The sequence below is a fragment of the Flavobacterium sp. IMCC34852 genome, assembly GCF_030643905.1.
Lineage (GTDB): Bacteria > Bacteroidota > Bacteroidia > Flavobacteriales > Flavobacteriaceae > Flavobacterium > Flavobacterium rivulicola.
The window spans coordinates 1,526,001-1,551,899 of the sequence record NZ_CP121446.1; the positions used below are offsets into that span (position 1 = coordinate 1,526,001).

A 25,899-nucleotide genomic window follows, 5' to 3' on the forward strand; every position below is an offset into this window, starting at 1 on the left:
CTAATGAAACCGAAGGTTCACGAACACCAAAAAATAATTTTAAAATTGTGAGTAAAAAAATTACCATTGCCATTGACGGATTTTCCTCCACCGGGAAAAGCACTTTAGCCAAGCAGTTGGCCAAACATTTAGGCTATGTTTATGTTGATTCTGGTGCGATGTATCGTGCGGTGACTTACTTTGCGATGCAAAACGGTTGTATTGGCGCAGAGTTTTTCGACAAAGAAACTTTAATCAACAGTTTGCCGTTTATCAAATTGCATTTTGAGTTCAACACCGACTTGGGGTTTGCCGAAATGTATTTGAATGGTGTCAATGTCGAAAAGGAAATCAGAACGATAGAAGTGTCGAGTTTTGTTAGTAAAGTGGCTGAGGTTTCTGAGGTTCGTGCCAAATTGGTAGAACAACAACAATCAATGGGCAAAAAGAAAGGTATCGTCATGGATGGTCGCGATATAGGAACCGTAGTTTTTCCGGAAGCCGAACTTAAAATATTCATGACCGCCAGTCCGGAAACCAGAGCGCGTCGTCGTTATGATGAGTTGCAGGCCAAAGGAGAAAATGTAACCTTTGAAGCGGTTTTAAAAAATGTGGAAGAGCGCGACCATATTGATACTCACAGAGATGATTCTCCGTTGGTCAAAGCCGTTGGTGCCATAGAAATTGACAATTCGGCACTAACTCGTGAAGAACAGTTTGAAGAAGTCTTATCCTTAGTCAGTAAAGTTTCGAAATCATTGTAAATATTTGTTTATCTCAATATAAATAGTAGATTTACGGGTTGATATTATAAAACCAAAAACCACTATTATGAGTATAAAAAACAGATTAATTGCCATGAACTTCTTTCAGTTCTTTGTTTGGGGTGCGTGGCTTATTACGATTGCCAACTTTTGGTTCGGAACCAAACAATGGGATGGAACAAAATTCGGATTGGTATTTGGTACCATGGGAATTGCTTCTTTGTTCATGCCAACCTTAACCGGAATTATAGCTGACCGTTGGGTTAACGCAGAAAAATTATATGGCGTTCTTCATATTTGTTACGCTTTAGTTTTATTTTATCTTCCTCAAGTTACTACACCGGACAATTTTATTTATGTGATGCTCTTGGCTATGTGTTGTTATATGCCAACGATTGCTTTGTCAAATTCGATTTCCTATACCGCTTTAAAAAACAGTGATGACAGCGATGTTGTCAAAGATTTTCCACCGATTAGGGTTTGGGGAACCATTGGTTTTATTGCGGCTATGTGGTTGACTAATTTGTCGGGCAATAAAGCCACTGCTTACCAATTTTATATAGCCGGAATAGCCGCTGTTATGTTAGGATTGTATTCTTTTACTTTGCCAAAATGTAAACCACAGCATACCAAAGCCGAAAAAGCATCTTTAATTGAATCGTTAGGATTGGAAGCTTTCAAATTATTCGGTACTTATAAAATGGCTTTGTTTTTTATCTTCTCTATGTTTTTGGGTGGCGCTTTGCAGTTGACCAATGCTTATGGAGATGTTTTTTTGGATGAGTTTAAAAATGTACCGGAATATGCCGATTCATTTGTGGTGAAATATTCTACCATCATTATGTCGATTTCTCAAGTTTCGGAAACCTTATTTATTTTGGCGATTCCGTTTTTCTTAAAACGATTTGGGATCAAACAAGTCATGTTGATTTCTATGCTGGCTTGGGTATTGCGTTTCGGATTATTCGCTTACGGCAATCCAACCGATGGATTGTGGATGATTATCATGTCTTGTATCGTTTACGGAATGGCCTTTGACTTCTTTAACATCTCCGGTTCTTTATTTGTTGAAACTTCCACCAACGCTAAGATTCGTTCCTCAGCACAAGGATTGTTTATGATGATGACTAATGGTTTTGGAGCTGTTTTAGGAAGCTTTACTTCCGGTTGGGCCATTGACAAGTTTTTTACGCATGATGGTGCCAGAGATTGGCACAACATCTGGTTGGCTTTTGCGGCTTATTCATTGGTTATTGCAATTGCTTTTGCCGTTTTATTCAAGCACAAACACGACCCGAAAGCGGTGGCGAATGTGAGTCATTAAAAATATTTATTTTATATCAATTAGGCCTAACGGATTTTAAAATCGGTTGGGCTTTTTTGTTGCCAAGAAATCAAGACCATTCTCATCTAGCCCTGATAGTAGCGAGCACGAAGTAAAGCGAATAGCAGGAATTGCATAACCCGATAATTCCCAAGCCATTCGCTTCTAAAAAGAAACCGTCTTTTCTCTTTTTCTTTGGTCTTTTTTCTTTTCTAATTGTTTTGTAATTAAGAAATTATGCTTACTTTTGCAGTCCTTTTGGCGGAGTAGAGTTTTCGAAAGGGTAAAACAACTTATAACTAACACTGCTGTGTTTTTATTCGCATCAAGAAACTCAAGAAGCATAGCATACAAATTTTTTATCAGCATGTCTGAATTAAACAAAGAACAACAAGCGTTTTTAAACGAATTTAACTGGCACAATTACGCAGAAGGAATTGACGCAGTAGACGAGAAAAACTTACAAGAGTTTGAAGATTTAGTTACTAAAACTTTTATCTCTACCGACCAAGAAGAAGTAGTAGAAGGTGTAGTAGTTAGAATTACTGACAGAGACGCAATCGTTGACATTAACGCGAAATCAGAAGGAGTTATCTCTTTGAATGAGTTCCGTTACAACCCGAACTTGAAAGTTGGGGACAAAGTTGAAGTATTAATCGACGTTCGTGAGGACAAAACAGGTCAATTAGTATTATCACACAGAAAAGCAAGAACTATCAAATCATGGGATAGAGTTATTGCAGCTAATGAAACCGGAGAAATCGTTAACGGTTTTGTTAAATGTAGAACTAAAGGTGGTATGATCGTGGACGTATTCGGTATCGAAGCGTTCTTACCGGGATCACAAATTGATGTGAAACCTATCCGTGACTATGATGTATACGTAAACAAAATGATGGAGTTCAAAGTGGTAAAAATTAACCACGAATTCAAAAACGTTGTTGTTTCACACAAAGCGCTTATCGAAGCTGACATCGAAGTTCAGAAAAAAGAAATCATTGGTCAATTAGAAAAAGGACAAGTATTAGAAGGTGTTGTTAAAAACATTACTTCTTACGGTGTGTTTATTGATTTAGGTGGTGTTGATGGATTAATCCACATTACTGACCTTTCTTGGTCAAGAATCAATCACCCAAGCGAAGTGCTTGAATTAGACCAAAAATTAAACGTGGTAATCCTTGATTTCGATGATGAGAAAACAAGAATCCAATTAGGTTTAAAACAATTAAACGCTCATCCATGGGATGCTTTAGACTCTAAATTAACTATTGGAGATAAAGTAAAAGGTAAAGTAGTAGTAATCGCTGATTACGGTGCATTTATCGAAGTGGCTGAAGGTGTTGAAGGTTTGATCCACGTTTCTGAAATGTCTTGGTCAACTCACTTAAGAAGTGCACAAGATTTCGTTAAAGTTGGTGACACTGTTGAGGCAGTTATCTTAACTTTAGACAGAGATGATCGTAAAATGTCTTTAGGTATCAAACAATTAACGCAAGATCCTTGGACTGATATTACTTCTAAATACCCTGTAGGTTCTAAACACACAGGAATCGTTAGAAACTTTACTAACTTCGGAATTTTCGTTGAGTTAGAAGAAGGAATTGACGGTTTAGTATACATCTCTGATTTATCTTGGACTAAGAAAATCAAACACCCATCAGAATTTGTTAACGTAGGTGATAAATTAGAGGTAGTAGTATTAGAGTTGGATGTTGAAGGCCGTAAATTATCTTTAGGGCACAAACAAACTACTGCTAATCCTTGGGACAAACATGAAGATGCTTTCGCTGTTGGAACTATCCACACCGGAACTATCGCTGAGATTGTTGACAAAGGTGCTACTGTAGATTTCGGAGATGATGTTGTTGCGTTTATCCCAACACGTCACTTAGAAAAAGAAGATGGTAAGAAATTGAAAAAAGGTGAAGAAGCTGAATTCAAAGTAATTGAGTTCAACAAAGAATTCAAAAGAGTGGTGGCTTCACACACGGCTATTTTCAGAGAAGAAGAAGAGAAAAACGTAAAAGCTGCTGTTGAAACAGTATCTTCTACTAACAATGCTCCTGCAGCTACTCTTGGAGATGCCAATGACGTTCTTGCCGGATTAAAAGCAAAAATGGAAAAAAGCGAGAAAAAGAAATAATTCTTGTTTTTGATAAATAAAAAGCCCCGAGTAATCGGGGCTTTTTTTATGGTTTAGTTATTATAATACTGCCGTTGCCAAATCTCCTCGTTAAAGTTTTTCCCCATCATAAAAAAGTAATAAGCAAAAACCGCAAAGATGGATTTGAAAGCAAAAAGAAATACAATTAGAGAAGCCAGCGGAACTGATTTGCTCAAATTGTTTTCGGGTACCAACAGCGCGATAATAATGCTTAATAATATACTTGTGATGGTGAAATTGCCCAAATTCTTAATCGGTAAAACCAATAATTTTCGCCACGGATTCATCTCGGTTCCCCATTGGTGAATCAAATAATAATAATCGTTCCCGATGGGAATAAAAAGCAACGGATCATCATAATTCAACAAATGAAAAGCTTTGCTGGGCGCAATGATTTTAAAACCTTCTAACGAAGTTTCATGCTCTTTCTCCAGCATTCTGATTTTTGAAATCGCTTCTTCCGGAATTTCATTTTTGAAGATATTACTGTCTAAAAAGCGCAGCCGGTAATCAATGCAAATGGTTCTAATTTGCTCCAAATGAAAAATTTTATCGGCTTCTAATAAATCAAAATTCAGCTGATTTGGTTTTGTTGAACTTTTTAGTTCCAACTTCTCAATAATGCGTTCACGAACTAAATCATTCTCCGCTAAAATCGATTGTACTTCGGCTAAAATATCAGCTTCAGATTTGAATTTTTTTCTTTTGGAAAGTAATTCTTTTTCTAAGTTTAACTTGTTTACCAACATTGTAAAGTATTTTTTAAATGATTGATACGTGCTGTTTTAGAAAATCTAATTTACAAAAATAAATTTTCACTCCTTTTCCGCCGGACTATTAATTGCAACTCTACAGTTGTTAAAGTTTTCCGAAAAAAGAACATGAAAAAGTAAACCAATTTAATAAAGCCATTCATGTGATTGACGGGGTCATAGCGGCAAAATTTTGATACTTACTCTATAAATCCAATAATGATGGACAAAGTAAATTTCGGCTAATCGGAGCTTTTTTGTTTTTAACTTGTTGTCAACTAATTTGCTATATTTGGACAAAACAAGGTTAAACCATGCTCTTCAACTCCCTAAGCTTTGCCTTATTCTTACCGGTAGTTTTTATATTGTACTGGTTGGTATGCCGCAAAAACTTACGCCATCAGAATATACTATTAGTGGTAGCGAGCTATTTCTTTTATGCTTGTTGGGATTGGCGGTTTCTGTTTCTGCTCGTTTTTTCTACGGTACTGGATTATTTTTCCGGGGTCAAAATGGCGGAAGCCAATAATCAGCGGGTCAAAAATTTTTGGTTTTGGTTTAGCATTTCAGTGAACTTAGGCTTTTTAGGGTTTTTTAAATACTATAATTTTTTCATTACTGAGTTTGCAGCGGCTATTGCGAATATAGGTTTTCAGGTTAATCCATGGACACTGGAAGTAATTCTCCCGGTTGGAATTTCATTCTATACTTTTCACGGTTTGTCCTATGTTATTGATATTTACAAAGACAAAATAAAAGTGAAGCGCGATTTTATTGACTATTCACTCTTTGTCAGTTTCTTTCCGTTATTGGTGGCCGGACCGATAGAAAGAGCGACGCATTTATTACCTCAAATAAAAAAGAAAAGAACTTTTGATTTTACTTATGCCGCTGATGGACTGCGACAAATTCTTTGGGGATTGTTTAAAAAAATCGTCATCGCTGATAAATGCGCCGAATACGCCAATGAAATTTTTAATAACTCCGGAGACTATTCCGGAAGCACACTCTTTTTGGGCGCAGTTTATTTTGCGTTCCAAATTTACGGTGATTTTTCAGGCTATTCCGATATTGCTATTGGTACGGCCAAACTCTTTGGCATTGATTTATTGCGAAATTTTTCTTTTCCGTATTTCTCCAGAGATATAGCCGAGTTTTGGCGTCGCTGGCACATTTCATTGTCTTCTTGGTTCCGAGACTATCTATACATTCCGTTAGGCGGAAGCCAAGGCGGTATGTGGATGAAAGTCAGAAATACATTTGTCATTTTTATAGTTAGTGGTTTTTGGCATGGTGCCAACTGGACTTTCATCGTTTGGGGATTGCTCAATGCCTTGTATATCATGCCTTCGATTGTATTTAAAACCAACAGAAACAATCTCGATATTGTAGCACAAGGCAGATATTTACCTACGCTCAAAGAGTTTTTCCAAGTAATGCTCACATTTTGTTTGACGGTTTTGGCGTGGATATTTTTCAGAGCAACCGATTTAACACAGGCTTTAAATTATGTCTCGGATATGTTTTCATGGAGTTTGTTTGCCTTACCCACCAAAATGCCGGCCAACTCTAATACTTTTATCATGTTGGCTTTCTTTTTGGTAATGGAATGGTTGGGAAGAGAACAGCCTTTTGCCTTAGCCAAATTGGGTTTGCAATGGAAAAGACCAATACGTTGGGCTTTCTATTATGCTATCATCGCCGTTATTTTTTATTGCGCAGATGCTAAAGAGCAACAGTTTATTTATTTCCAATTTTAATCGGCATGAAGAAATTTATCAAATATTTGCTCTACTTTACTTTGCCGATTGTTTTGGTGATTGTCGCTTTTGAAATTTATTTGAGACAAATAGACACCACTTATACCGAAAAAGAAAAAGGTATTCTTCAAAAAGCCAAAGAGATTAAAGTATTGATTTTAGGGAATTCAAGAGCTACTTTAGGTATTGACCCAAACCAATTTGAGTTGTATGCCTATAATTTGGCCAATGTCGCCCAGCCGTTGTATTATGATAAGCGAATTGCGTTAAAATATTTGGACCAACTGTCTCATTTAAAATACGTTTTCATTACCGTGGATTGTGGTTCGCTAAATTATTCTCGAATGGATAGTCGTGAAATTTGGTCGTATTACGGCAACGGCATTGAGTACAAAAACGAAATGGCTTTTTTCCCGAAATACAGTTATTTGAACGGCTATTCTACGAGCATTGCCTTAAAATTATTAAAGAACGATTTAAGCGGAAAGTACAAAATCATCAAAGCCATTGATTTAGACAACGACCACGATTTAAGCAAGCCTATCGTAAAAGGTTACTTTGGCTATAAAGGCACCAGAGAAGAAGGGATGACGCCTGCCCATATTTTCAACAGAGCCGGAAAGGGTTTGGATGAAGGGATTTCTCCGGAGAAGAAAGAAATTCTAAGCGATTTGGAAGATTTCATTCGATTACTCAAAACCAAAAATATCACACCAATTCTATTAACCATGCCTTGTCACCAAGATTATGTGAAAGCGCTGAATAAAAACATGGTGAAAAGAGCTGAAAGTGATTATCAAAAGTTGGCCCTAAAATACCAACTCGAATATTGGAATTACCTGCAGTATCCTATGAAACGAAACGATTTTCACGACTGCGATCATTTGAATCTGAAAGGCGCCGAAAAATTCTCTAAAGTCTTAACTCAAAGATTGATGCAGAAAGCAAAGCAGCAATAAAAAATGCCCGAAGCAATTCGGGCATTTTTTTATTTGAATGTTGAGGTTATTACCTTAAACTGGCACCCAATTCGTTTTCCATATTCTTTTGCAACTTGCTCATGATTTTGTCAATTTGCTCGTCGGTTAAGGTCTTAGAACTGTCTTGTAAAGTGAAACTCACCGCATAAGATTTCTTGCCTTCCGGAAGATTCTTACCTTGATATACGTCAAACAAATTCACGGCTTTCAAGAGCGATTTTTCTGTTTGGCGGGCAATGTTGTAAATCGCATCAAACGCTATATTTTCATCTACTAAAAGCGCTAAATCTCTGCGCACTTCAGGATATCTCGGAATATCGGTAAATTTGATTTTACTTCCGATAAGTTTTAAAATTAAGTTCCAATTAAAATCGGCATAAAACACTTCTTGTTTAATATCAAAATGTTTTAAAATCGATTTTTTTACGGTACCAAATTCGACCAAAGTATCATTACCCGAAGCGATGGCAATTCCTTCAGCAAACACATCAGAAGCGACCGGTTTATTTTGCACTTTGGTAATGCCCAATCGGTCTAAAACCGAACTCACATACCCTTTGAATAAAAAGAAATCAGAAGGTTTTTGCGGATTGGTCCAGCTTTCTTCATTCCGATTTCCCGAAACAAACAAAGTCAAGTGTTTGGGTTCGTCATAACCCGAAGGCAATTTGTGGTAAGTTTTGCCGAATTCGAATAATTTCAAATCCCCATTTCTGCGGTTGATATTATACGAAACAGCTTCCAAACCGGAGAACAATAACGACTGACGCATAGCCGACAAGTCATTGCTCAACGGATTCAGCATCATGACATTGTATTCTTCTTTCAACATGTCAGACAAACCTATATAGTCAGGCGTGGTCAAAGAATTGGCCATCATTTCATGGAAACCTAAACCATTCAATTGGGAAGCCACAATGTTCTGTACTTTATAATCTTCTGTTCGAGCCGAATTGGAAACAGTCGCGTTTAATTTCTTAGTAAAGTTGATATTGTTATATCCGTAAACGCGTAAAATTTCTTCAATCACATCTACTTCGCGTTGCACATCCACACGGTAAGACGGTATGATTAATCCTAAACCGGCATCGGAAACCGTAGTGACTTTAATGTCTAAGGAAGCCAAAATCTTCTTGATGGTTTCTTTAGGCAATTCTTGTCCGATAAGCTTTGCCGTTTTGTCAAAATTCAAGAACACTCTGAAATCTTCAATCGCTTTCGGATAAATATCAATAATGTCCGAAGTGATTTCACCACCGGCTACTTCTTTAATCAAAAGCGCCGCACGTTTCAAAGCAAACTCGGTAATATTCGGGTCAATGCCTCTTTCAAAACGGAAAGAAGCATCAGTATTCAAAGCATGTCGTTTAGCCGATTTTCGGATAGAAACCGGATTGAAGTAAGCACTTTCCAAGAAAATAGCATTGGTAGTTTCAGTAACTCCCGAGCCTTTTCCGCCAAAAACACCGGCCAAACAAAGCGGTCCTTTTTCGTCACAAATCATCAAATCTTCTTCGTGTAAGGTTCTTTCCACATCGTCAAGCGTAGTGAATTTTGTTCCGGCGGCCACCGTTTTTACAATGATTTTGCCACTGATTTTTGCCGCATCAAAAGCGTGCAACGGTTGGCCTAAATCGTGTAAAATATAATTGGTAACATCAACAATGTTATTTTTGGGCGTAAGCCCAATGGCTTTCAAACGGTTCTTCAACCATTCGGGAGATTCTTTTACCGTAACTCCGGAAATAGTAACACCGCAATATCTTGGTGCTAATTTATTATCTTTAACGTCAACATCAATTTTCAAAGTTCTCTTGTCAATTCTGAACGTACTAACTGATGGCGTAATCAATTCGATATTGCTGTTTTTTTGCAATAAACTTGCACGCAAATCACGAGCAACGCCCATATGCGACATGGCATCGGCACGGTTGGGTGTTAGCCCAATTTCAAAAACTTCGTCATTTTCTATATTGAAAACCTTGGCACAAGGCGTTCCGGGTTTTAATTTTTCGTCTAAAATCATGATACCGTCATGACTGGTTCCTAACCCCAATTCGTCCTCGGCACAAATCATTCCGTGGCTTTCTTGTCCGCGGATTTTTCCTTTTTTGATTTCAAAAGCTACCCCATCTTTATCAAATAATTGGGTTCCGATAGTGGCTACAGGAACTTTTTGTCCGGCTGCTACATTCGAAGCACCGCATACAATTTGCACCGGAGCGCCTTCGCCTAAATCAACGGTAGTGATTTTCAATCGGTCGGCATCGGGATGTTTTTCACAAGTCAATACGTGACCCACCACAACACCTTGCAAACCGCCGCGAACGGATTGGTATTTTTCTACGACTTCCACTTCCAAACCTAAATCGGTTAAGATAGCCGCAGTTTCCTCTGATTTTAAATCTATTTTAATGAATTGTTTTAACCAATTGTAAGAGATTCTCATGACTGTACTTTAAGGGTGCAAATATAGGTATTGCTACCGAGAGATAAAACAAAATTGTGTCGTTTATCGATGATTGTTTGGTAATTTTTTTAATAAGAAGCAGTACCATTTTCTTATTTAAGAAAACCTCGTCCCGCTATCCGCACTACCCCGAAGTTTCGGGGGTAGTTTGCTCCTATCGGGGCTATAAAGAACATTTGGCTTTTCAAAGCATTACAGTATTTCTTCTACGTGGCGTTTGATGTTTTCGGCTATTTTTCCGGTTGGCAAATCGTTGTCGTCGTTGCCAAAAGGATCTTCAATTTCTTCCGCAATCAATTCTAAAGAAGCCAAAACATAAAAGATAAAAACCACTACCGGAATCACATAATACCCCAAATTAAAAACATAACCAAAAGGCAATGTCATCACATAAAAGAAAATGAATTTCTTGATAAAAGCACTGTAAGAGTAGGGAATAGGCGTATTTTTAATCCGTTCACAAGCACCGCAAACGTCGGTGAACGATTGCAATTCGGCATTCAAAATAATCAATTGCTCACCCGATATTTTTCCCGATTGGTGTAAGTCATTAATTTTTTGGAACAAAATCTGAGCCACTTGATTGGGTTTGTGTTTTTGCAGATTGATTTTCAAATCTACCTCTTCAAACAATAGTTGTCCTACTTCCTCATTGCTCAAATGTTTGGATAAAATTGAAGCATAAGTCGGAATCAAAAAGCGTAAGAACTTTTTATCGTTTTCGTCCTTCAGCATCGCCGAAAGTTTGATGGCCAAATTCCGGCTGTTGTTCACCAACGAACCCCATAGTTTTCGGCCTTCCCACCAGCGGTCATAAGCGGTATTGGTTCGGTAAGCCAATAACAACGAAATCACAAAACCCAACATACCGTGCATGATGGAAATGTTTTTTACATGACTCTCTTGGGATAATTGCCAATACTCAACTTCCAAATAACAGATTCCGGCAGAATACAATCCGATAAAAATCATCATCGGAAATAATTGTCGAAACGTGTCGGCTTTGTGAAATCGAAAAATAAAAGTAATCCAGTCTTTCGGGTCGTATTTTACCATTGTTGTAATTGATTTGAGTTCAAAAATAAACTAAAAACTCAAATTTCCGGCCAATTCTTTCAGACTGATTTCATAAATTTTAGTCAAATACACTGCATTGCTGTAACGCACTCTGGCGTCCAAAAAATTCTGCTGTGCCGTTCTGAACTCAATAGGCGTGATGGTCCCGATTTTAAATTTGGCCAAAGTGATCTCCAAATTTTGCTCAGCAATTTTAAGATTTTGGGCTTCTACTTTGGTCAGTTCCAAATTGGTACTATAACTGGTAAAGGCCGAATTTAATTGGCTTTCCAAATTTCTTTTTTGTTGTTCTAAAGTAACATTGGCGTTTTCCAATTGGACTTTGGCGATCTTCTCATTGCGGTTTTGTTGGTTACCATTAAAAATCGGTACCGAAGCATTAAAACCATAAGCAAACCCACGGTTATAAGATTGCGTAATAAAACCCAAAGATGCTTCCGAACGAGAAAAATTATACCCTGAGGTAATGCGAATAGTTGGATAACGACCGGCTTTGACTTGCTTCAGTTGTTGTTCAGCGCTATTTTTGGTCAGCATTTGGGCTTGTAATTGCGGATTCTGACTCTCAGCTGCCGTTTTGAGTTCGTCAAATTGTAACTGTTCATCAACCGAAATTTCGTTAGCAACCACAAAATCAGTTTGTACCTCACGGGCCAAAATTTCGTTGAAGCGAATTTTTGTGGTTTTAATTAATTCTTGTTGTTTGAGTTGCAAACTCTTATCCGAATTCAAATCGACTTGCGCATTCAACACTTCCAATTTCGATGCTTTTCCAATACTAAAACGGTTTTGCGCTGTAGTAACTCTTTCTTGTGAAATGACGATGGCAGTATCTATCGCCGCCAACTGTTGTTGTTGTTGCACCAAATCGAAATAATTCAAATACACTTCACTAATTTTGGTAAGGATAGCCAATTTCAATTCGGCTTCGCCTTGCTTTTGTAAAATATTGAGTTGCTCTTTTCTGGCAAACATGCGCAATCCGTCAAAAACCGTCCAATCTAAACCAACACCGTAAGTCAGGTTCATGTTTCGCGCACCGTCTAAAGTCCGTTGAGAACCATCGGCTTGGGTTTGTTCGGTATTGGTAATACTGTTGTTGTCGGTAACCAAAGCATTGATTGTTGGCAACATACCTGCATTTCCGATGCTGTTATTGAGTTCGTCAATTTTCAATTCATTTTTGGCTAATTTAATATCATAATTGTTCTCTAACGCAATTTTGACGGCATCCTCAAGTTTTAGTAAGGTTTGCGATTGTATTTTGGGAACCAAAACCAACAGTAAAAAAAGGTTGTATATCGATTTCATCTTCATCTTTCTAAAGCTTCTAAGTTGTCAAATTCAGGGCGGTGTTTTTTAGCTTTCGACCACATTAAATAAAAGGCCGGAATAACGAATAAGGTCAGAATCAAGGAGAAAATAGTTCCACCTACAATTACAACTCCCATTCCGATTCGGCTGGTAGAAGCCGCACCAAGCGATAACGCGATCGGTAAAGCACCTAAGGCAATCGCCAAACTGGTCATCAATATCGGACGCAAACGTGCTTCCGAAGCTTGAATAATAGCTTCGTATTTTGATAAACCTTGTTCACGGAGTTGGTTCGCAAATTCAACAATCAGAATTCCGTTCTTCGTGACGAGACCAATTAACATCACGGTTCCGATTTGGCTAAAGATATTCCAAGTTTGTCCAAATAACCATAGGGAAAACAAAGCACCGGCAACCGCCATGGGAACGGTTAAAATGATAATGAACGGATCGATAAAGCTTTCAAATTGCGCCGCCAAAATCAGGTAAATTAATAACAAAGCCAATCCGAAAGCGAATAAAGTGTTGGAACTGCTTTCCACAAAATCGCGCGATTCTCCGCCTAAATCGGTGGTAAAAGTATCGTCTAGAACTTTGGCTCTGATTTCATCCATGGCTTCAATACCGTCGCCCATGCTTTTGCCCGGCGCTAAACCGGCAGACACTGTGGCCGACATATAACGATTATTGTGGAATAATTGTGGCGGATTGCTTTGTTCTTCCACTTTGACTACGTTATCCATTTGAATCAGTTCACCTTTGTTGTTTTTAACAAACATAGAGGTCAAATCTAACGGTTCGTCACGGTCTTTTTCGTCAAACTGTCCAATCACTTGGTATTGTTTACCGTTTTGCATAAAATAACCAAAACGTTGTCCGCTCAATGACAATTGCAATGTTTGTGCTACATCTAAAACAGAAATGCCTAAACTTTCCGCTTTTTCTCGGTCGATGGTGACGTTGATTTCTGGTTTGTTGAATTTTAAGTTCACATCCACATTAGAGAATACTTCACTTTTATTGGCTTCTTCCAAAAACTGCGGAATCTTTTCTCTCAACTTTTCAAAGTTTGGTGCCTGAATAATATACTGTATCGGTAAACCACCACGACGGTTGACCGCAATGGTAGGTTGTTCGGAAACGGTGACTTTAGCTTGGGAATATTTTTTGGTCCATTTGGTAAAATCGTCCGCAATTTCTTTTTGAGAACGCTCGCGGTCTTCAGTATTTTTCAAGGCCAAACGGATTCTTCCGGTATTAACAGAGGATGATAAAAAGCCCGGTGATGTTATGACCAAAGCAATTTTTTTCTCCGGAATACTGTCATTAATCAGCGTTGACATATCCTGCATAAAGCGATCTGTGTAATCAAAGGTTGCACCTTCAGGTGTTGTTACTCCAACAATCACCAAACTTCGGTCATCGTACGGAGCGGTTTCTTTAGGCAAAATACTGAAGAACAATCCAATCAATCCGAAACAAATAATTACAATGGGAAAGCTCAACCATTTTCTTTGCATGAAACTTTCCAAAGCAGCAGCATATCCTTTGTTTAAACCTTCAAAATAGGGTTCGGTAAAAGTGTAAAACTTGGTTTTCTTTTGTTCGCCGCCTTTCATCAAATAAGCATTTAGCATTGGTGTCAAAGTAAGCGATACAAAGGCAGAGACTAAAACCGCCGCGCCAATGACGACGCCGAATTCTCGGAATAAACGACCTACAAATCCTTCCAAAAAGATGATGGGTAAAAACACCGCAGCCAAAGTGATAGAAATGGAAATTACCGCAAAGAAAATTTCATTAGAACCTTTGATAGCGGCTTCTATAGGCGACATGCCTTCTTCGACTTTTTTAAAGATATTTTCGGTGACTACAATTCCGTCATCAACGACTAAACCGGTGGCCAAAACAATGGCCAAAAGCGTCAAGACGTTTACTGAGAAACCACACAAGTACATGATGAAGAAAGTCGCAATCAGCGATACCGGAATATCAATCAGCGGACGGAAGGCAATAGCCCAATCTCTAAAGAATAAGAAGATAATCAGTATCACTAAAATGATGGAAATCAGTAGTGTTTCGGCTACTTCAACTATAGATTTTTTGATGAAAATAGTATTGTCTAAAGCTACGTTTAGCTTAATGTCTTTGGGTAAATCTTTTTGAAATCCTTCGTATTGTTTGTAAAATTCTTCAGCTATCGCCAAATAATTGGTTCCCGGTTGCGGCACTATGGCCAAAGCTACCATCGATTGGTCGTTGGCTTTGAACTGGGTTTCTAAATTTTCCGGACCTAATTCGGCGCGACCAACATCACTAAGGCGAACAATCTTATCGTTTTCGGCCAAAATGATGATGTTGTTGAATTCGGTTTCGTTGGATAAATTCCCTAAGGTTTTTACGGTAAGTTCGGTATTGGCACCGGTTAATTTACCCGAAGGCAATTCGACATTTTGTTTGTCTAAGGCTGCTCTGACATCGGCAACGGTTACGCCGTAGGCATTCAATTTTAGAGGATCAAGCCATAGTCGCATGGCATATCTTTTTTGTCCCCAAATTTGAACACCACTAACACCGGGTATGGTTTGCAAACGTTCGGCAATGACATTTTCGGCATAATCACTTAATTCGAGTACGCTCTTGGTGTCACTTTGGACTGTCATGGAGATGATTGCATCCGAGTCGGCATCCGCTTTGGAAACTACCGGAGGCGCATCAATGTCTTGCGGTAAGCTTCTGATGGCTTGCGAAACTTTATCGCGTACATCATTAGCGGCTTCTTCTAAGTTTTTTTCGAGTTTGAATTCGATAGTAATATTGCTTGACCCTTGGTTACTCGAAGAAGTAATGTTTCGGATACCGTCAATAGAGTTGATGGCTTTTTCTAACGGTTCGGTGATTTGTGACTCAATGATATCGGCATTGGCACCGGTGTAATTGGTACGCACCGAAATTTGCGCCGGATCAATCGAAGGAAATTCTCTTACGCCTAAATAACTGTAACCAATAATTCCGAAAAGGATAATGGTCAGATTGATGACAATCGTAAAAACCGGTCGTTTGATACTTAAAGTGGATAGACTCATAATAATTTCAAATTTTAGATTTCAGCTTTCAGAGGGTGAATTGAAATACTAAAATGATTTAACTTTTGCTTTGATGTCATCTTCATTTTTCAAAGACATTACCCCGGAAGTCAAAACCGTATCACCGATTTTCAGTCCGGAAGTAATCACAACATCTTTATCGGTTCGGGTTAAGGTGGTTACTTTTACTTCTTTGGCTTTGCCATTGTTAGCGATAAATACTTTTTTTCCGTCTTGTATGGGTACAATGGCTTCGGTTGGAATGATGATGGCGTCTTTGATATTTTTTAACGGTAATTCGATATTGGCAAAAGTGCCCGGCAATAATTTTCCGCCGGAGTTATCGGTCAAAGCTCTGATTTGCAGCGTTCGGGTTGTAGCTTCAATAGCCGGTTCCAAGGCGTATATTTTGGCCGAAAAGGTTTCCGCTATATTCGGAACAGTAAAAGTGATGGTGCTGTTTTTGCTGATTTCGGTGGCGTATTTTTCGGGAATAGAAAATGTAATTTTTAGTGGATTGGTACTCACTAATTTGGCAATCAAGGTGGTTGGCGTTACATAAGTTCCTGGCGAAATACTTCTTAAACCAATTTTACCCGAAAACGGAGCTCTGACCGTAGTTTTCCCAATTTGTGCTTGAATTAATTGGGTTTGGGCTTTGGCCGTACGGTAATCGGCGCTGGCGATGTCGTATTCTTCTTGGCTGATGGCTTCTTTCTGTAAAAGCAATTTAGCTCTTCTTTCGTTTTCCGAAGCCAAACTTTCTCTGGTTTTGGCTTGTACCAATTGTGCTCTGAGCTCTATGTCATTTACTTTAAATAATACTTGTCCTTTGCTGACATTGCTGCCTTCGGTGAAAGAAATCGTTTCAACAATGCCGGAAACTTCGCTTCTGATTTCAATTTGTTCATTGGCTTCAATCGAACCTGAAAGCGAAATCGTGTTTGAAAATTCCTGAGGTGTAACTACAAATGCACTGACACTAATGGGTTGTTTTTTGCCGTTTTTGTCTTTTCCTTTTTCGTTTTCGGCTTTGTTTTTGGTAATTCGATAGACAATCATTCCACCAAGAGCAATAGCTAAAACAGTGATAACAATGTGTTTTATTTTCATAGAAGTAGGCTTGTTTATAGACTTCAATAGTTGTGTCTACAAAACTAATTCTTACCGATGAAAGCGTTGGTACAGTTAATTTTTATTTAACACTTGTAGGTACAAATATCTGTTAACTGATATAATTCCAGATGTTTTTCTTTTTGGTGAGTTCGATATAAACAGCTCTTAGTGTTTGATGTTCGGGTAGAGTCAAGGCAGCATCTTTTTTAAGGAGTTTCATCGCTTCATGTCGAGCCAAAAGTAGAATGTCTTTGTCTTTGACTAAATCGGCAATCTGTAAATTCAAAACGCCACTTTGTTGTTTGCCCATGATATCGCCGGGTCCGCGGAGTTTTAAATCAACTTCAGCTATTTCGAAACCGTCATTGGTTTTGCACATGGTTTCTAAACGAATTTTACTATCATTCGACAATTTGAAGGAAGTCATTAAAATGCAATAGCTCTGTTCGGCACCGCGACCTACACGACCGCGTAATTGGTGCAATTGCGATAACCCGAAACGTTCGGCACTCTCAATAATCATAACACTGGCGTTGGGAATATTTACCCCAACTTCAATCACCGTAGTAGCCACCATAATATTGGTTTTACCTTCTGCAAAGCGTTTCATTTCGGCATCTTTATCGGCCGGTTTCATTTTGCCGTGAACCATAGAAATGCTGTACTGCGGCAAAGGGAAATCTCTGGAAATACTTTCATAGCCATCCATTAAATCTTTGTAATCCATCGTTTCGCTTTCCTTAATCAAAGGATAAACAATATAGATTTGGCGCCCTTTGGCGATTTCGTCTTTGATAAATTTCCAAACTTTCAAACGGTTGCTATCATAACGATGAACAGTCTGAATAGGTTTTCTTCCAGGGGGCAATTCATCTATGACTGAAATGTCCAAATCGCCATACAAGCTCATCGCCAACGTACGCGGAATAGGCGTAGCGGTCATCACTAAAATATGTGGAGGAATGTTGTTTTTTTGCCAAAGTTTGGAGCGCTGCTCTACACCAAAACGGTGCTGCTCGTCGATAATGGCTAAGCCTAGATTATTAAACTGCACTTTGTCTTCCAATAAGGCGTGCGTTCCGATTAAGATATGTAAACTGCCGTTTTCAAGTTCCTCGTGTATAATTTTGCGCTCGGCGGTTTTCGTAGAACCGGTTAGTATTTTGATATTAATATTTAAATCTTTGGCCAATTCGGTTAAACCGTTGTAATGTTGGTTTGCCAAAATTTCTGTTGGCGCCATCAAGCAACTTTGGAAGCCATTGTCTAAAGCAATCAGCATCGCCATTAAAGCGACTATTGTTTTTCCGGAGCCGACATCACCTTGCAGTAAACGATTCATTTGGGCGTTGGTACCCATATCATTTCGGATTTCTTTTAGTACTTTTTTTTGTGCATTGGTGAGTTCAAACGGCAAATGGTTTTGGTAAAAATTATTGAAATTTTCACCAACAACCGTAAACGGATGGCCTTTGATTTTGTGTTTTCGAACCAGATTTTTGGTTATCAATTGCAATTGGATAAAAAACAACTCTTCAAATTTCAGTCGGAATTGGGCTTTAGCCAAAAGTTCGGGGCTTTTCGGAAAATGAATGTTGAATAACGCGGCGTTTTTCGGAATCAACTTTAGTTCCTCAAGTAAATATTGCGGTAAAGTTTCTGTGAATTTAGCTTGGGTTTCCAAAAAAACCTGTTGCATCATTTTATTGATTACCCGATTCGAAATCCCGCGATTGGTCAATGTTTCCGTCGATGGATAAACGGGTTGCATGGCCGAACGCAAACTTTGTTCGTGTTCGTTGAGCAATTCCATTTCCGGATGTGCCATGCTGTATTGCCCGTTAAAGTTGGTCACTTTTCCGAAAATCACATATGGCGTATTGAGTTTCAACGTATCTCGAATCCACTTGTGGCCTTGAAACCAATTGAGCTCCATTTGACCGGTTTCATCCACAAAAACAGCGACTAATCTTTTTTTGGCTTTGCCGAACTCAACCGTTTTGATATTGATGATTTTACCAATGATTTGAACTTCGGCCGGATTGTTATTCAGTTCGTTAATTTTGTAATAACGCGTTCTATCGATATAACGATTCGGGTAAAAATTGAGTAAATCTTCGTAACGGTGAATGCCGATTTCCTTGCGCAACAATTCCCCGCGCTGCGGACCAACGCCTTTAAGATATTCGATAGGAGTTTGCAGAAGATTGTTTGACATGGACCAAAATTGTTAAAGCGAAGATAGTTTTTTAATTTAAAATTGGCGTAAGCATAAAGTGTAATTCTGTATATTCGTATTTACTAATTCAGACCCAATGCGCCTACTTTTTTTTCTTTTATTTACCGCTATTTCTTTCGCACAGCAAACAGCTCAAGTTGATTTTATTAAATGCAATTCGATTGTTGCGCCTGATTTTAATTTAAAAAAAGTAGTTGGTTCAGCGGTTTATCATTTTAAGGTTTTAAAGCCAATAGATACGATTCGGATTGATGCTAAGAACATGAATTTTTCTCAAGTGAAAATCAATAATCAATTGGTTAAATTTAAAAATAATTCTAAAGAGTTATTACTTTTTGAAGGATTTAAAAAGGGGATGAATTGGGTAAGTTTCAGTTATGAAGCTATCCCTAAGCAAACGATTTATTTTGTCGGACAAGGAGATCATCGGCAAATTTGGACACAAGGGCAAGGAAAATACACCAGTTATTGGATGCCGAGTTTTGATGATGTTAATGAGAAAGTGATTTTTAATCTTGAGATTATCAGTCCGAAGAATGAGGTAGCCTTGTCAAACGGTGTTTTAAAAAAGACCATGCCTCTTGATAACCATTTTAAAGCTTGGTTTTACGAAATGCAGAAGCCGATGAGTTCTTATTTACTAGCCATGGTCATAGGCGATTTCAGGAACAAAGTCATTGCTTCCAAATCGGGCATTCCATTACAGTTTTTTATTCAGCCGAAAGACACGGCGAAGTTTGAATCAACCTATAAATATTCGAAGCAATTATTTGATTATTTGGAGAAAGAAATCGGCGTGAAATACCCGTGGCAAATTTACAAGCAAATTCCCGTGGAAGATTTTTTATATGCCGGAATGGAGAATACGAGTTGTACCATTTTTGCCCAAGATTTTGTGGTTGATGAGATTGGTTTTAACGACCGAAATTATATAAATGTCAACGCACATGAGTTGGCACACCAATGGTTTGGCGATTTGATTACGGCAAAATCAGGCAAGCATCATTGGTTGCAAGAAGGTTTTGCGACTTATTATGCTTTGTTGGCGGAGCGCGAAGTTTTTGGCGAGGATTATTTTTACCATCAATTGTATCGAACGTCGTTACAGTTGAAAAATGCCGCTAAAACCGATACGATTCCGATAATGAACGAAAAAGCAAGTTCGTTGTCGTTTTACCAAAAAGGTGCTTGGGCATTGCATACCATTCGCGAAGCTATTGGTCCGAAGTTGTTCCAAAAAGCGGTCAAAACCTATTTGAAAAAGTACCAATATAAGAATGTGGAAACCGATGATTTTTTAGCCGAAATCAAAAAAGTCTCGCCTACTTTTGATACCGAAAAATTCAAGAAAACTTGGCTCGAAGATTACCGCTTCCAGATCGAAGAAGCCAATACTTTACTCAAGAAGAATACCTTTATCCAAACGCTTTTTGAAACCCAGCAATTGCGCAAAAAGACTTTGGCTGCAAACCAGCAGAAGTTCATGGAATTATTGCAATCCAAGGGGTTTTATCCGGTAAAGACCGAGATTTTGTACCAATTGAAAGACGTTCCGTTTCAAGATAAAAAAGAGTTGTTGATTTTGGCCATGCAAACTAATGACATAAAAGTACGTCAGGCTGTGGCTGAGTTTACGGAAGAGATTCCTGCCGAATTCAAAGGACAATATGAAACGTTATTGGATGACAAATCTTATGAAACGAGAGAAATTGCTTTTATGAATTTGTGGAAAAATTTTCCTGAAAGTCGGGTTAATTATTTGGCGAAGGCCAAAGATTGGATAGGAGGAAACGACAAAGGTCTGAGAATTCTTTTTTTGACATTTTCCATTCTTTCCGAAGCTCAAGAAAGTGCAGATAAGTCAAATTACTACAATGAGTTAGTTGATTATACAACACCAAAATACGAAAGTTCTGTGCGCCAAAATGCGATAGTCAAAATGCTTTCCATTAATGACAAAGACATTGCGGTTTTGAAGAGCTTGGTTAATGCGACGACACATCACAAATGGCAATTCAGCAAATTTGGTCGGGATAAAATCCGCCAATTGTTGAAAGAGGATAATTATCGTGTATTATTAGAGTCTTTGTTACCAACGTTAGCCGAGAGTGAAAAATTCCAATTGCAAAAATTATTAAGCGAAAAAATATGAGAGCATTAGTGATTTCTGGAGGTGGAAGTAAAGGAGCGTTTGCCGGTGGCGTAGCGCAGTATTTGATGCAGGAGAATAAGCATGAATATGATATTCTTATAGGCAGTTCGACCGGAAGTTTGCTGATTCCGCATTTGGCTTTGGGCAAAGTCGATAAGATTTACAACATTTATTCCAATGTGAATATGCGGAGTATTTTTGATATTAGTCCGTTTGTAGTCAGAAATAAAAACACACCTAACGAAACAGTTTCTATTAACCACTGGAATGTGGTAAAGCAGTTTTTGAAAGGCAAACGAACTTTTGGCGAAAGCCACAAACTTCTGGAGTACATCAAAGAGAATTTTACAGAAGATGAATTTACTTTACTCAAATCAACCACATGCGAAGTGATAGTGACGGTGACCAATCTTTCCAAAAATGAAGTCGAATACAAATCGATTAAAGATTACGATTACGAGGAGTTTTGCGAATGGATTTGGATTTCTTGTAATTATATACCGTTTATGAGTTTGGTAACCAAAAACGGCTACGAATACGGCGATGGCGGCTTTTCGAGCTTGGTGCCGATCAGAGAAGCCATCAATCGTGGCGCGACAGAAGTTGACGTAGTTATATTGGAAACGGAAGTCCAAACCAGGACCAAAAAAATTGGCAGCAACCCGTTTTCATTGATGATTGATTTATTTCAAACACTACTGACTCAAGTCGAAAAACATGACATAACCATTGGGAAACTGGCAGCCAAAAACAAAGATGCCAAACTCAATTTATACTACACACCAACACAACTCACAGATAATGCTTTGATTTTCAATAAAGACAAGATGAAAGATTGGTGGCATAAAGGCTATCAATATGCTAAAAATAAGAGTGAGTTGATGAGTGATAATTTACAGTGATTAATCCTCAGCTTCAAGACTGAAAATTTCCTCTACCTTTTTTTCAAAGTATCGCGCCAATTTTAAAGCCAACACAGTTGAGGGAACATATTTTCCTTTTTCCATCGCATTGATTGTTTGTCGACTTACCTGAATTTGTTTGGCCAATTCTTCTTGTGAGATATTTTTAATGGCTCGCAGTACTCTTAAATTATTCGTCATCTTTAGTGGCTTTATTTAGTTTGTAAATGGAGTAATGGAATCGGATGATAAAGAACAATAGTACTGTAAATGTATTGTAAAATAACACATTCAAATAAGACAAACCATATAGGAAAACGGTAAAGAACAATATTAAACCGTAGTTCAGATAGGTTGCCCAAACCAAACTTTCATAACGGATTTTTGTGGTAAATTCATCTTCAATTTTTAATTTGGAAAATCCAATTAAAATGCCGCCGATTACCAAACAGAAAAGCATAATTTCATCAACTATGCTATTTTTAGTAATCGCAAAATATTGATTATCGCTCATTACAAAATCATTTGCAAAGGCAAATACGTTAACAACCCAATATTGGTCTATATTAATATCTAAAAATGAAATAATGATAGAGAAAAGTAACGCTGGAATAAATAAAATCCAACCTATAACTTTAAATTGGTTTGGAAATAAAAATAGATTTTTCATGATGATTACTGTTTTAAATTCACTTCAAAAGTATACAGTATTTTACAAATAGACAAATAAACTTTACATTTTGTTTGATATATTTTACATAATGTTGTTTTTTCTTTCAAAATATTACTTTTTTGTAACTATTTTATTATTTTTATTTAATAAAAAAATATAATATGTTGGTAAAAGTATTTGGTAGTGCTGTGTTTGGTGTAGAAGCAACAACTATAACTGTTGAGGTCAATATTGATAAAGGCATTGGCTATCATTTAGTGGGTTTGCCTGATAATGCTATTAAAGAAAGTAGTTACCGAATAGCAGCAGCGCTTAAAAATAATGGTTACGACTTTCCGGGAAAAAAGATTACAGTCAATTTGGCTCCGGCCGATTTGCGTAAAGAAGGCTCAGCTTACGACCTGACATTAGCCATAGGAATTCTAGCCGCTTCAAGTCAAATCAAAACGGATGAAATTGACCAATACATTATCATGGGTGAATTGTCTTTAGATGGCAGTTTGCAACCTATAAAAGGCGCACTTTCCATTGCTATTAAAGCCAAAGAAGAAGGATTTAAAGGTTTCTTTTTGCCTATTCAGAATGTCAAAGAAGCAGCCATTGTTGATGGACTCGAAGTTTACGGAGTAGAGAACGTGTTACAGGTAATCGACTTTTTTGATGGAAAAGGATCAATTGAACCAACTATAATTAATACAAGAGAAGAGTTTTACAAAACATTAGATTTTCCTGAATTTGATTTCGCCGATGTCAAAGGACAAGAAAGTATCAAACGTTGTATGGAAATTGCGGCTGCCGGTGGCCATAATATTATTCTGATTGGTCCGCCGGGTTCGGGAAAAACCATGTTGGCTAAGCGATTGCCGAGTATTTTGCCACCAATGACTTTAAAAGAAGCTTTAGAAACCACCAAGATTCACAGTGTAGCCGGCAAAATAAAAGATGCCGGTTTGATGAACCAAAGACCTTTTCGGAGTCCGCACCATACGGCTAGTTCGGTTTCTTTGGTTGGCGGCGGAAGCTATCCGCAACCCGGAGAAATATCTTTAGCCCACAATGGAGTTTTATTTCTGGATGAATTACCGGAATTCAAAAGAGAAGTTTTAGAAGTTATGCGGCAACCTTTAGAAGACCGAGAAGTCACAATTTCCAGGGCAAAATTCACCATAACTTATCCATCGTCATTTATGTTAGTGGCGAGTATGAATCCCAGTCCGAGCGGTTATTTTAATGATCCTGATGCGCCGGTCAGTTCATCTCCTGCAGAAATGCAACGGTATTTGAGCAAGATATCAGGGCCGTTGTTAGATCGAATTGATATTCATATTGAAGTCACTCCGGTACCATTCGAAAAACTCACAGAAACCCGTCCGGCTGAAAGCAGCGTTTTAATCAGAGAGCGCGTGACCAAAGCCAGAGAAATTCAATCCAAAAGGTTTGAAGCAATGGAAAGCATACATTACAATGCCCAAATGAGCACCAAGCAAATCAGGAGCTATTGTGCTTTGGATGACACATCGTTGCAACTTTTAAAAACGGCTATGGAAAGATTAAATTTGTCTGCGAGAGCTTATGACCGAATTTTAAAAGTATCGCGTACTATAGCCGATTTAGAACAAGCCGAAGTTGTAAGTTCAAATCATATAGCCGAAGCCATTCAATACAGGAGTTTGGACAGAGATGGATGGTTGGGTTAACTAAATTTATAATATCGAGCACCAACCAACACCGGATTTTCTTTTTCAATCGAATCCAAATAAAATTCGTTTTTAGGGATGATTACGGAGTTTTTCAATTCTTTTTTATGCAATTTTTCGTAAGTCTCGAAATCAATGGCTGAGGTTTGTTCCAAGGTTTCAAAAAGTTTTACTTTTTCCAATACGCTTTGCCATTGTGGTGCAACTTCTGCTTCAAACACTTTAGATTTGGAGCCACTTCCGTAGGCGATGAAACCGAACTTTTTATGGGTTAAATCAGATTTTTGTTGGAAATGATGACATAAAGTCGATAATAATCCCAAGAAAATCGAACCGGTATAAATATTCCCAATTTGTCCCGAAGCGATTTCGGAAGGCAAAATCTGTTGGTTAACCAAAGCCAAGTATTCCGGGCTTTTGGCTAAAGCTTTAAGTTTATCTTTACTGGTTTCACCAACTTGACTTTCTAATAATTCAGGATTTTCTTTAGCAAAAATTTCGATAAATGTTCTTCTACCTTGGAAGCAATAGGGAAGATGCATTAAAATGTTTGACCAGTTTTCATACACTTTACCGCTTTGGTTGCTTTCGGTTTTGTAATGCTCGTATGCTTCCGCAATTCGGTTAATATAACATTGATTGGAATACTGTCCGTCAAAAACGGGTTGTTCTTTATAGAGGGTAATTTCGCTTTCCAAAACACCATGCCATTCCGGATTGTTTTCTAATTGTAATGTGTCTTCTTTGCTGACTGTTCGTCTGGGTTTGAAAAAGTCGAACACACCTTTTGTCGAAACGCCGACTTCCTTTGAAAAACTTAAAACTCTGGGTTCTGCAGTAATTAGCATGGCAATGGCACCGGCGCCTTGGGTGTATTCTCCGGTAGAGTTTAAATCGTATTTGGCGTTGTCAGAAGCAATAACCATCGCTTTTTTGGTTGGATTTAATCGAACAAAATCAAGGCAATTTTGTAACGCATCAATCGCACCGATACAGGCAAAAGTCAAATCGACCACATCACAATTCTTGAAACTTCCTTCGCCTAAAACACTTTCTAAATTCGACAAGACATAAGAAGCTACCGGTTTTGAACTATCGATACCACTTTCGGTTCCCACATAAATGCGGTTGATGTCACTTGGATTTAAATTATCTTGACGAATAAGTTTCATAGCCGCATTCGAAGCCATAGTCACCACATCCTGGTGAACATCGAGAAAGCTCATTTTATGCAAACCCAAACCTTTGATTAGTTTGTCTGCTTCAATATTTCGGTTTTCGGCTAAAGTGGTTATAGGTAGGTATAAATGCGGTATATCAAATGCGATACTGTCGATGCCTGCTTTCATTTCTTTTTCGATTTTTGCTTTGCAAAATTAAAAAAGACAACCTCAAAATAACTTGAAATTGTCTTTAAAATGAAGGTGTTAAACACGATTTATGATTTATG

The 25,899-nt window shown here is 38.0% G+C and carries 18 protein-coding genes; 8 read left to right on the forward strand and 10 right to left on the reverse strand.

The genetic code is table 11. The features are described from left to right. Positions 1-47: 47 nt before the first annotated feature. The 3 genes from cmk to rpsA all read left to right on the forward strand — a co-directional run bounded on the left by cmk (position 48) and on the right by rpsA (position 4,210). Positions 48-743: a (d)CMP kinase gene (gene cmk, locus P7V56_RS06550; protein ID WP_171222345.1), complete on the forward strand. Its 696-nt coding sequence runs from the start codon at positions 48-50 to the stop codon at positions 741-743. 67 nt (positions 744-810) lie between these two features. Continuing rightward, on the forward strand, positions 811-2,067 hold the full coding sequence (locus P7V56_RS06555; RefSeq protein WP_171222346.1) for a nucleoside permease: 1,257 nt from the start codon (positions 811-813) through the stop codon (positions 2,065-2,067). Positions 2,068-2,434: 367 nt separating this feature from the next. Next, positions 2,435-4,210 (forward strand): 30S ribosomal protein S1, encoded by a 1,776-nt coding sequence (gene rpsA, locus P7V56_RS06560; protein ID WP_171222347.1) that lies wholly within the window; start codon positions 2,435-2,437, stop codon positions 4,208-4,210. A gap of 53 nt (positions 4,211-4,263) precedes the next feature. Here rpsA and P7V56_RS06565 read toward each other — a convergent pair whose 3' ends face one another. Beyond that, positions 4,264-4,980 carry a hypothetical protein gene (locus tag P7V56_RS06565; protein ID WP_171222348.1) on the reverse strand — a complete coding sequence of 239 codons (717 nt, stop codon included), beginning with the start codon at positions 4,978-4,980 and terminating at the stop codon, positions 4,264-4,266. A 317-nt stretch (positions 4,981-5,297) separates the two neighbouring features. Here P7V56_RS06565 and P7V56_RS06570 point away from each other — a divergent pair, with 317 nt between their 5' ends. Together P7V56_RS06570 and P7V56_RS06575 are read left to right on the forward strand one after the other, a co-directional pair. Beyond that, complete coding sequence (locus P7V56_RS06570; RefSeq protein ID WP_171222349.1) at positions 5,298-6,743, forward strand: MBOAT family O-acyltransferase; 1,446 nt, start codon at positions 5,298-5,300, stop codon at positions 6,741-6,743. Positions 6,744-6,748: 5 nt separating this feature from the next. Next, on the forward strand, positions 6,749-7,702 hold the full coding sequence (locus P7V56_RS06575) for a hypothetical protein (RefSeq protein WP_171222350.1): 954 nt from the start codon (positions 6,749-6,751) through the stop codon (positions 7,700-7,702). A 49-nt stretch (positions 7,703-7,751) separates the two neighbouring features. On the opposite strand, the gene pheT is transcribed toward P7V56_RS06575, so the two are convergent. The 6 genes from pheT to recG all read right to left on the reverse strand — a co-directional run bounded on the left by pheT (position 7,752) and on the right by recG (position 19,004). After that, complete coding sequence (gene pheT / locus P7V56_RS06580; protein ID WP_171222351.1) at positions 7,752-10,172, reverse strand: phenylalanine--tRNA ligase subunit beta; 2,421 nt, start codon at positions 10,170-10,172, stop codon at positions 7,752-7,754. Between the two features lie 213 nt (positions 10,173-10,385). Beyond that, complete coding sequence (locus tag P7V56_RS06585; protein ID WP_171222352.1) at positions 10,386-11,249, reverse strand: bestrophin family protein; 864 nt, start codon at positions 11,247-11,249, stop codon at positions 10,386-10,388. A gap of 30 nt (positions 11,250-11,279) precedes the next feature. Further along, positions 11,280-12,581 carry a TolC family protein gene (locus P7V56_RS06590; RefSeq protein WP_317174652.1) on the reverse strand — a complete coding sequence of 434 codons (1,302 nt, stop codon included), beginning with the start codon at positions 12,579-12,581 and terminating at the stop codon, positions 11,280-11,282. Between the two features lie 2 nt (positions 12,582-12,583). Further along, positions 12,584-15,670: an efflux RND transporter permease subunit gene (locus P7V56_RS06595; RefSeq protein ID WP_171222354.1), complete on the reverse strand. Its 3,087-nt coding sequence runs from the start codon at positions 15,668-15,670 to the stop codon at positions 12,584-12,586. 48 nt (positions 15,671-15,718) lie between these two features. After that, the gene (locus P7V56_RS06600) at positions 15,719-16,783 is read right to left on the reverse strand and encodes an efflux RND transporter periplasmic adaptor subunit (protein WP_171222355.1); all 1,065 of its coding nucleotides are present in this window, start codon (positions 16,781-16,783) and stop codon (positions 15,719-15,721) included. Between the two features lie 112 nt (positions 16,784-16,895). Then, a complete protein-coding gene (gene recG, locus P7V56_RS06605) occupies positions 16,896-19,004 on the reverse strand; it encodes an ATP-dependent DNA helicase RecG (protein ID WP_171222356.1) in 2,109 nt (702 codons plus the stop codon). 97 nt (positions 19,005-19,101) lie between these two features. On the opposite strand from recG, the gene P7V56_RS06610 reads away from it, so the two are divergent. Together P7V56_RS06610 and P7V56_RS06615 are read left to right on the forward strand one after the other, a co-directional pair. Beyond that, on the forward strand, positions 19,102-21,177 hold the full coding sequence (locus tag P7V56_RS06610; RefSeq protein ID WP_171222357.1) for a M1 family metallopeptidase: 2,076 nt from the start codon (positions 19,102-19,104) through the stop codon (positions 21,175-21,177). Next, a complete protein-coding gene (locus tag P7V56_RS06615; RefSeq protein ID WP_171222358.1) occupies positions 21,174-22,079 on the forward strand; it encodes a patatin-like phospholipase family protein in 906 nt (301 codons plus the stop codon). Before P7V56_RS06610 ends, P7V56_RS06615 begins: the two co-directional genes overlap by 4 nt. Here the strand turns inward: P7V56_RS06615 and P7V56_RS06620 are convergent, their stop codons facing one another. Further along, positions 22,080-22,280, reverse strand: a complete 201-nt coding sequence (locus P7V56_RS06620; RefSeq protein ID WP_171222359.1) for a helix-turn-helix transcriptional regulator — start codon at positions 22,278-22,280, stop codon at positions 22,080-22,082. Next, positions 22,270-22,749, reverse strand: a complete 480-nt coding sequence (locus P7V56_RS06625; protein ID WP_171222360.1) for a hypothetical protein — start codon at positions 22,747-22,749, stop codon at positions 22,270-22,272. The genes P7V56_RS06620 and P7V56_RS06625 overlap by 11 nt, the downstream gene beginning before the upstream one ends. Positions 22,750-22,913: 164 nt before the next feature. On the opposite strand from P7V56_RS06625, the gene P7V56_RS06630 reads away from it, so the two are divergent. Next, positions 22,914-24,449 carry a YifB family Mg chelatase-like AAA ATPase gene (locus tag P7V56_RS06630; protein ID WP_171222361.1) on the forward strand — a complete coding sequence of 512 codons (1,536 nt, stop codon included), beginning with the start codon at positions 22,914-22,916 and terminating at the stop codon, positions 24,447-24,449. On the opposite strand, the gene P7V56_RS06635 is transcribed toward P7V56_RS06630, so the two are convergent. Continuing rightward, on the reverse strand, positions 24,446-25,798 hold the full coding sequence (locus P7V56_RS06635) for a hydroxymethylglutaryl-CoA synthase family protein (protein ID WP_171222362.1): 1,353 nt from the start codon (positions 25,796-25,798) through the stop codon (positions 24,446-24,448). The genes P7V56_RS06630 and P7V56_RS06635 overlap by 4 nt on opposite strands. Positions 25,799-25,899: the final 101 nt, after the last annotated feature.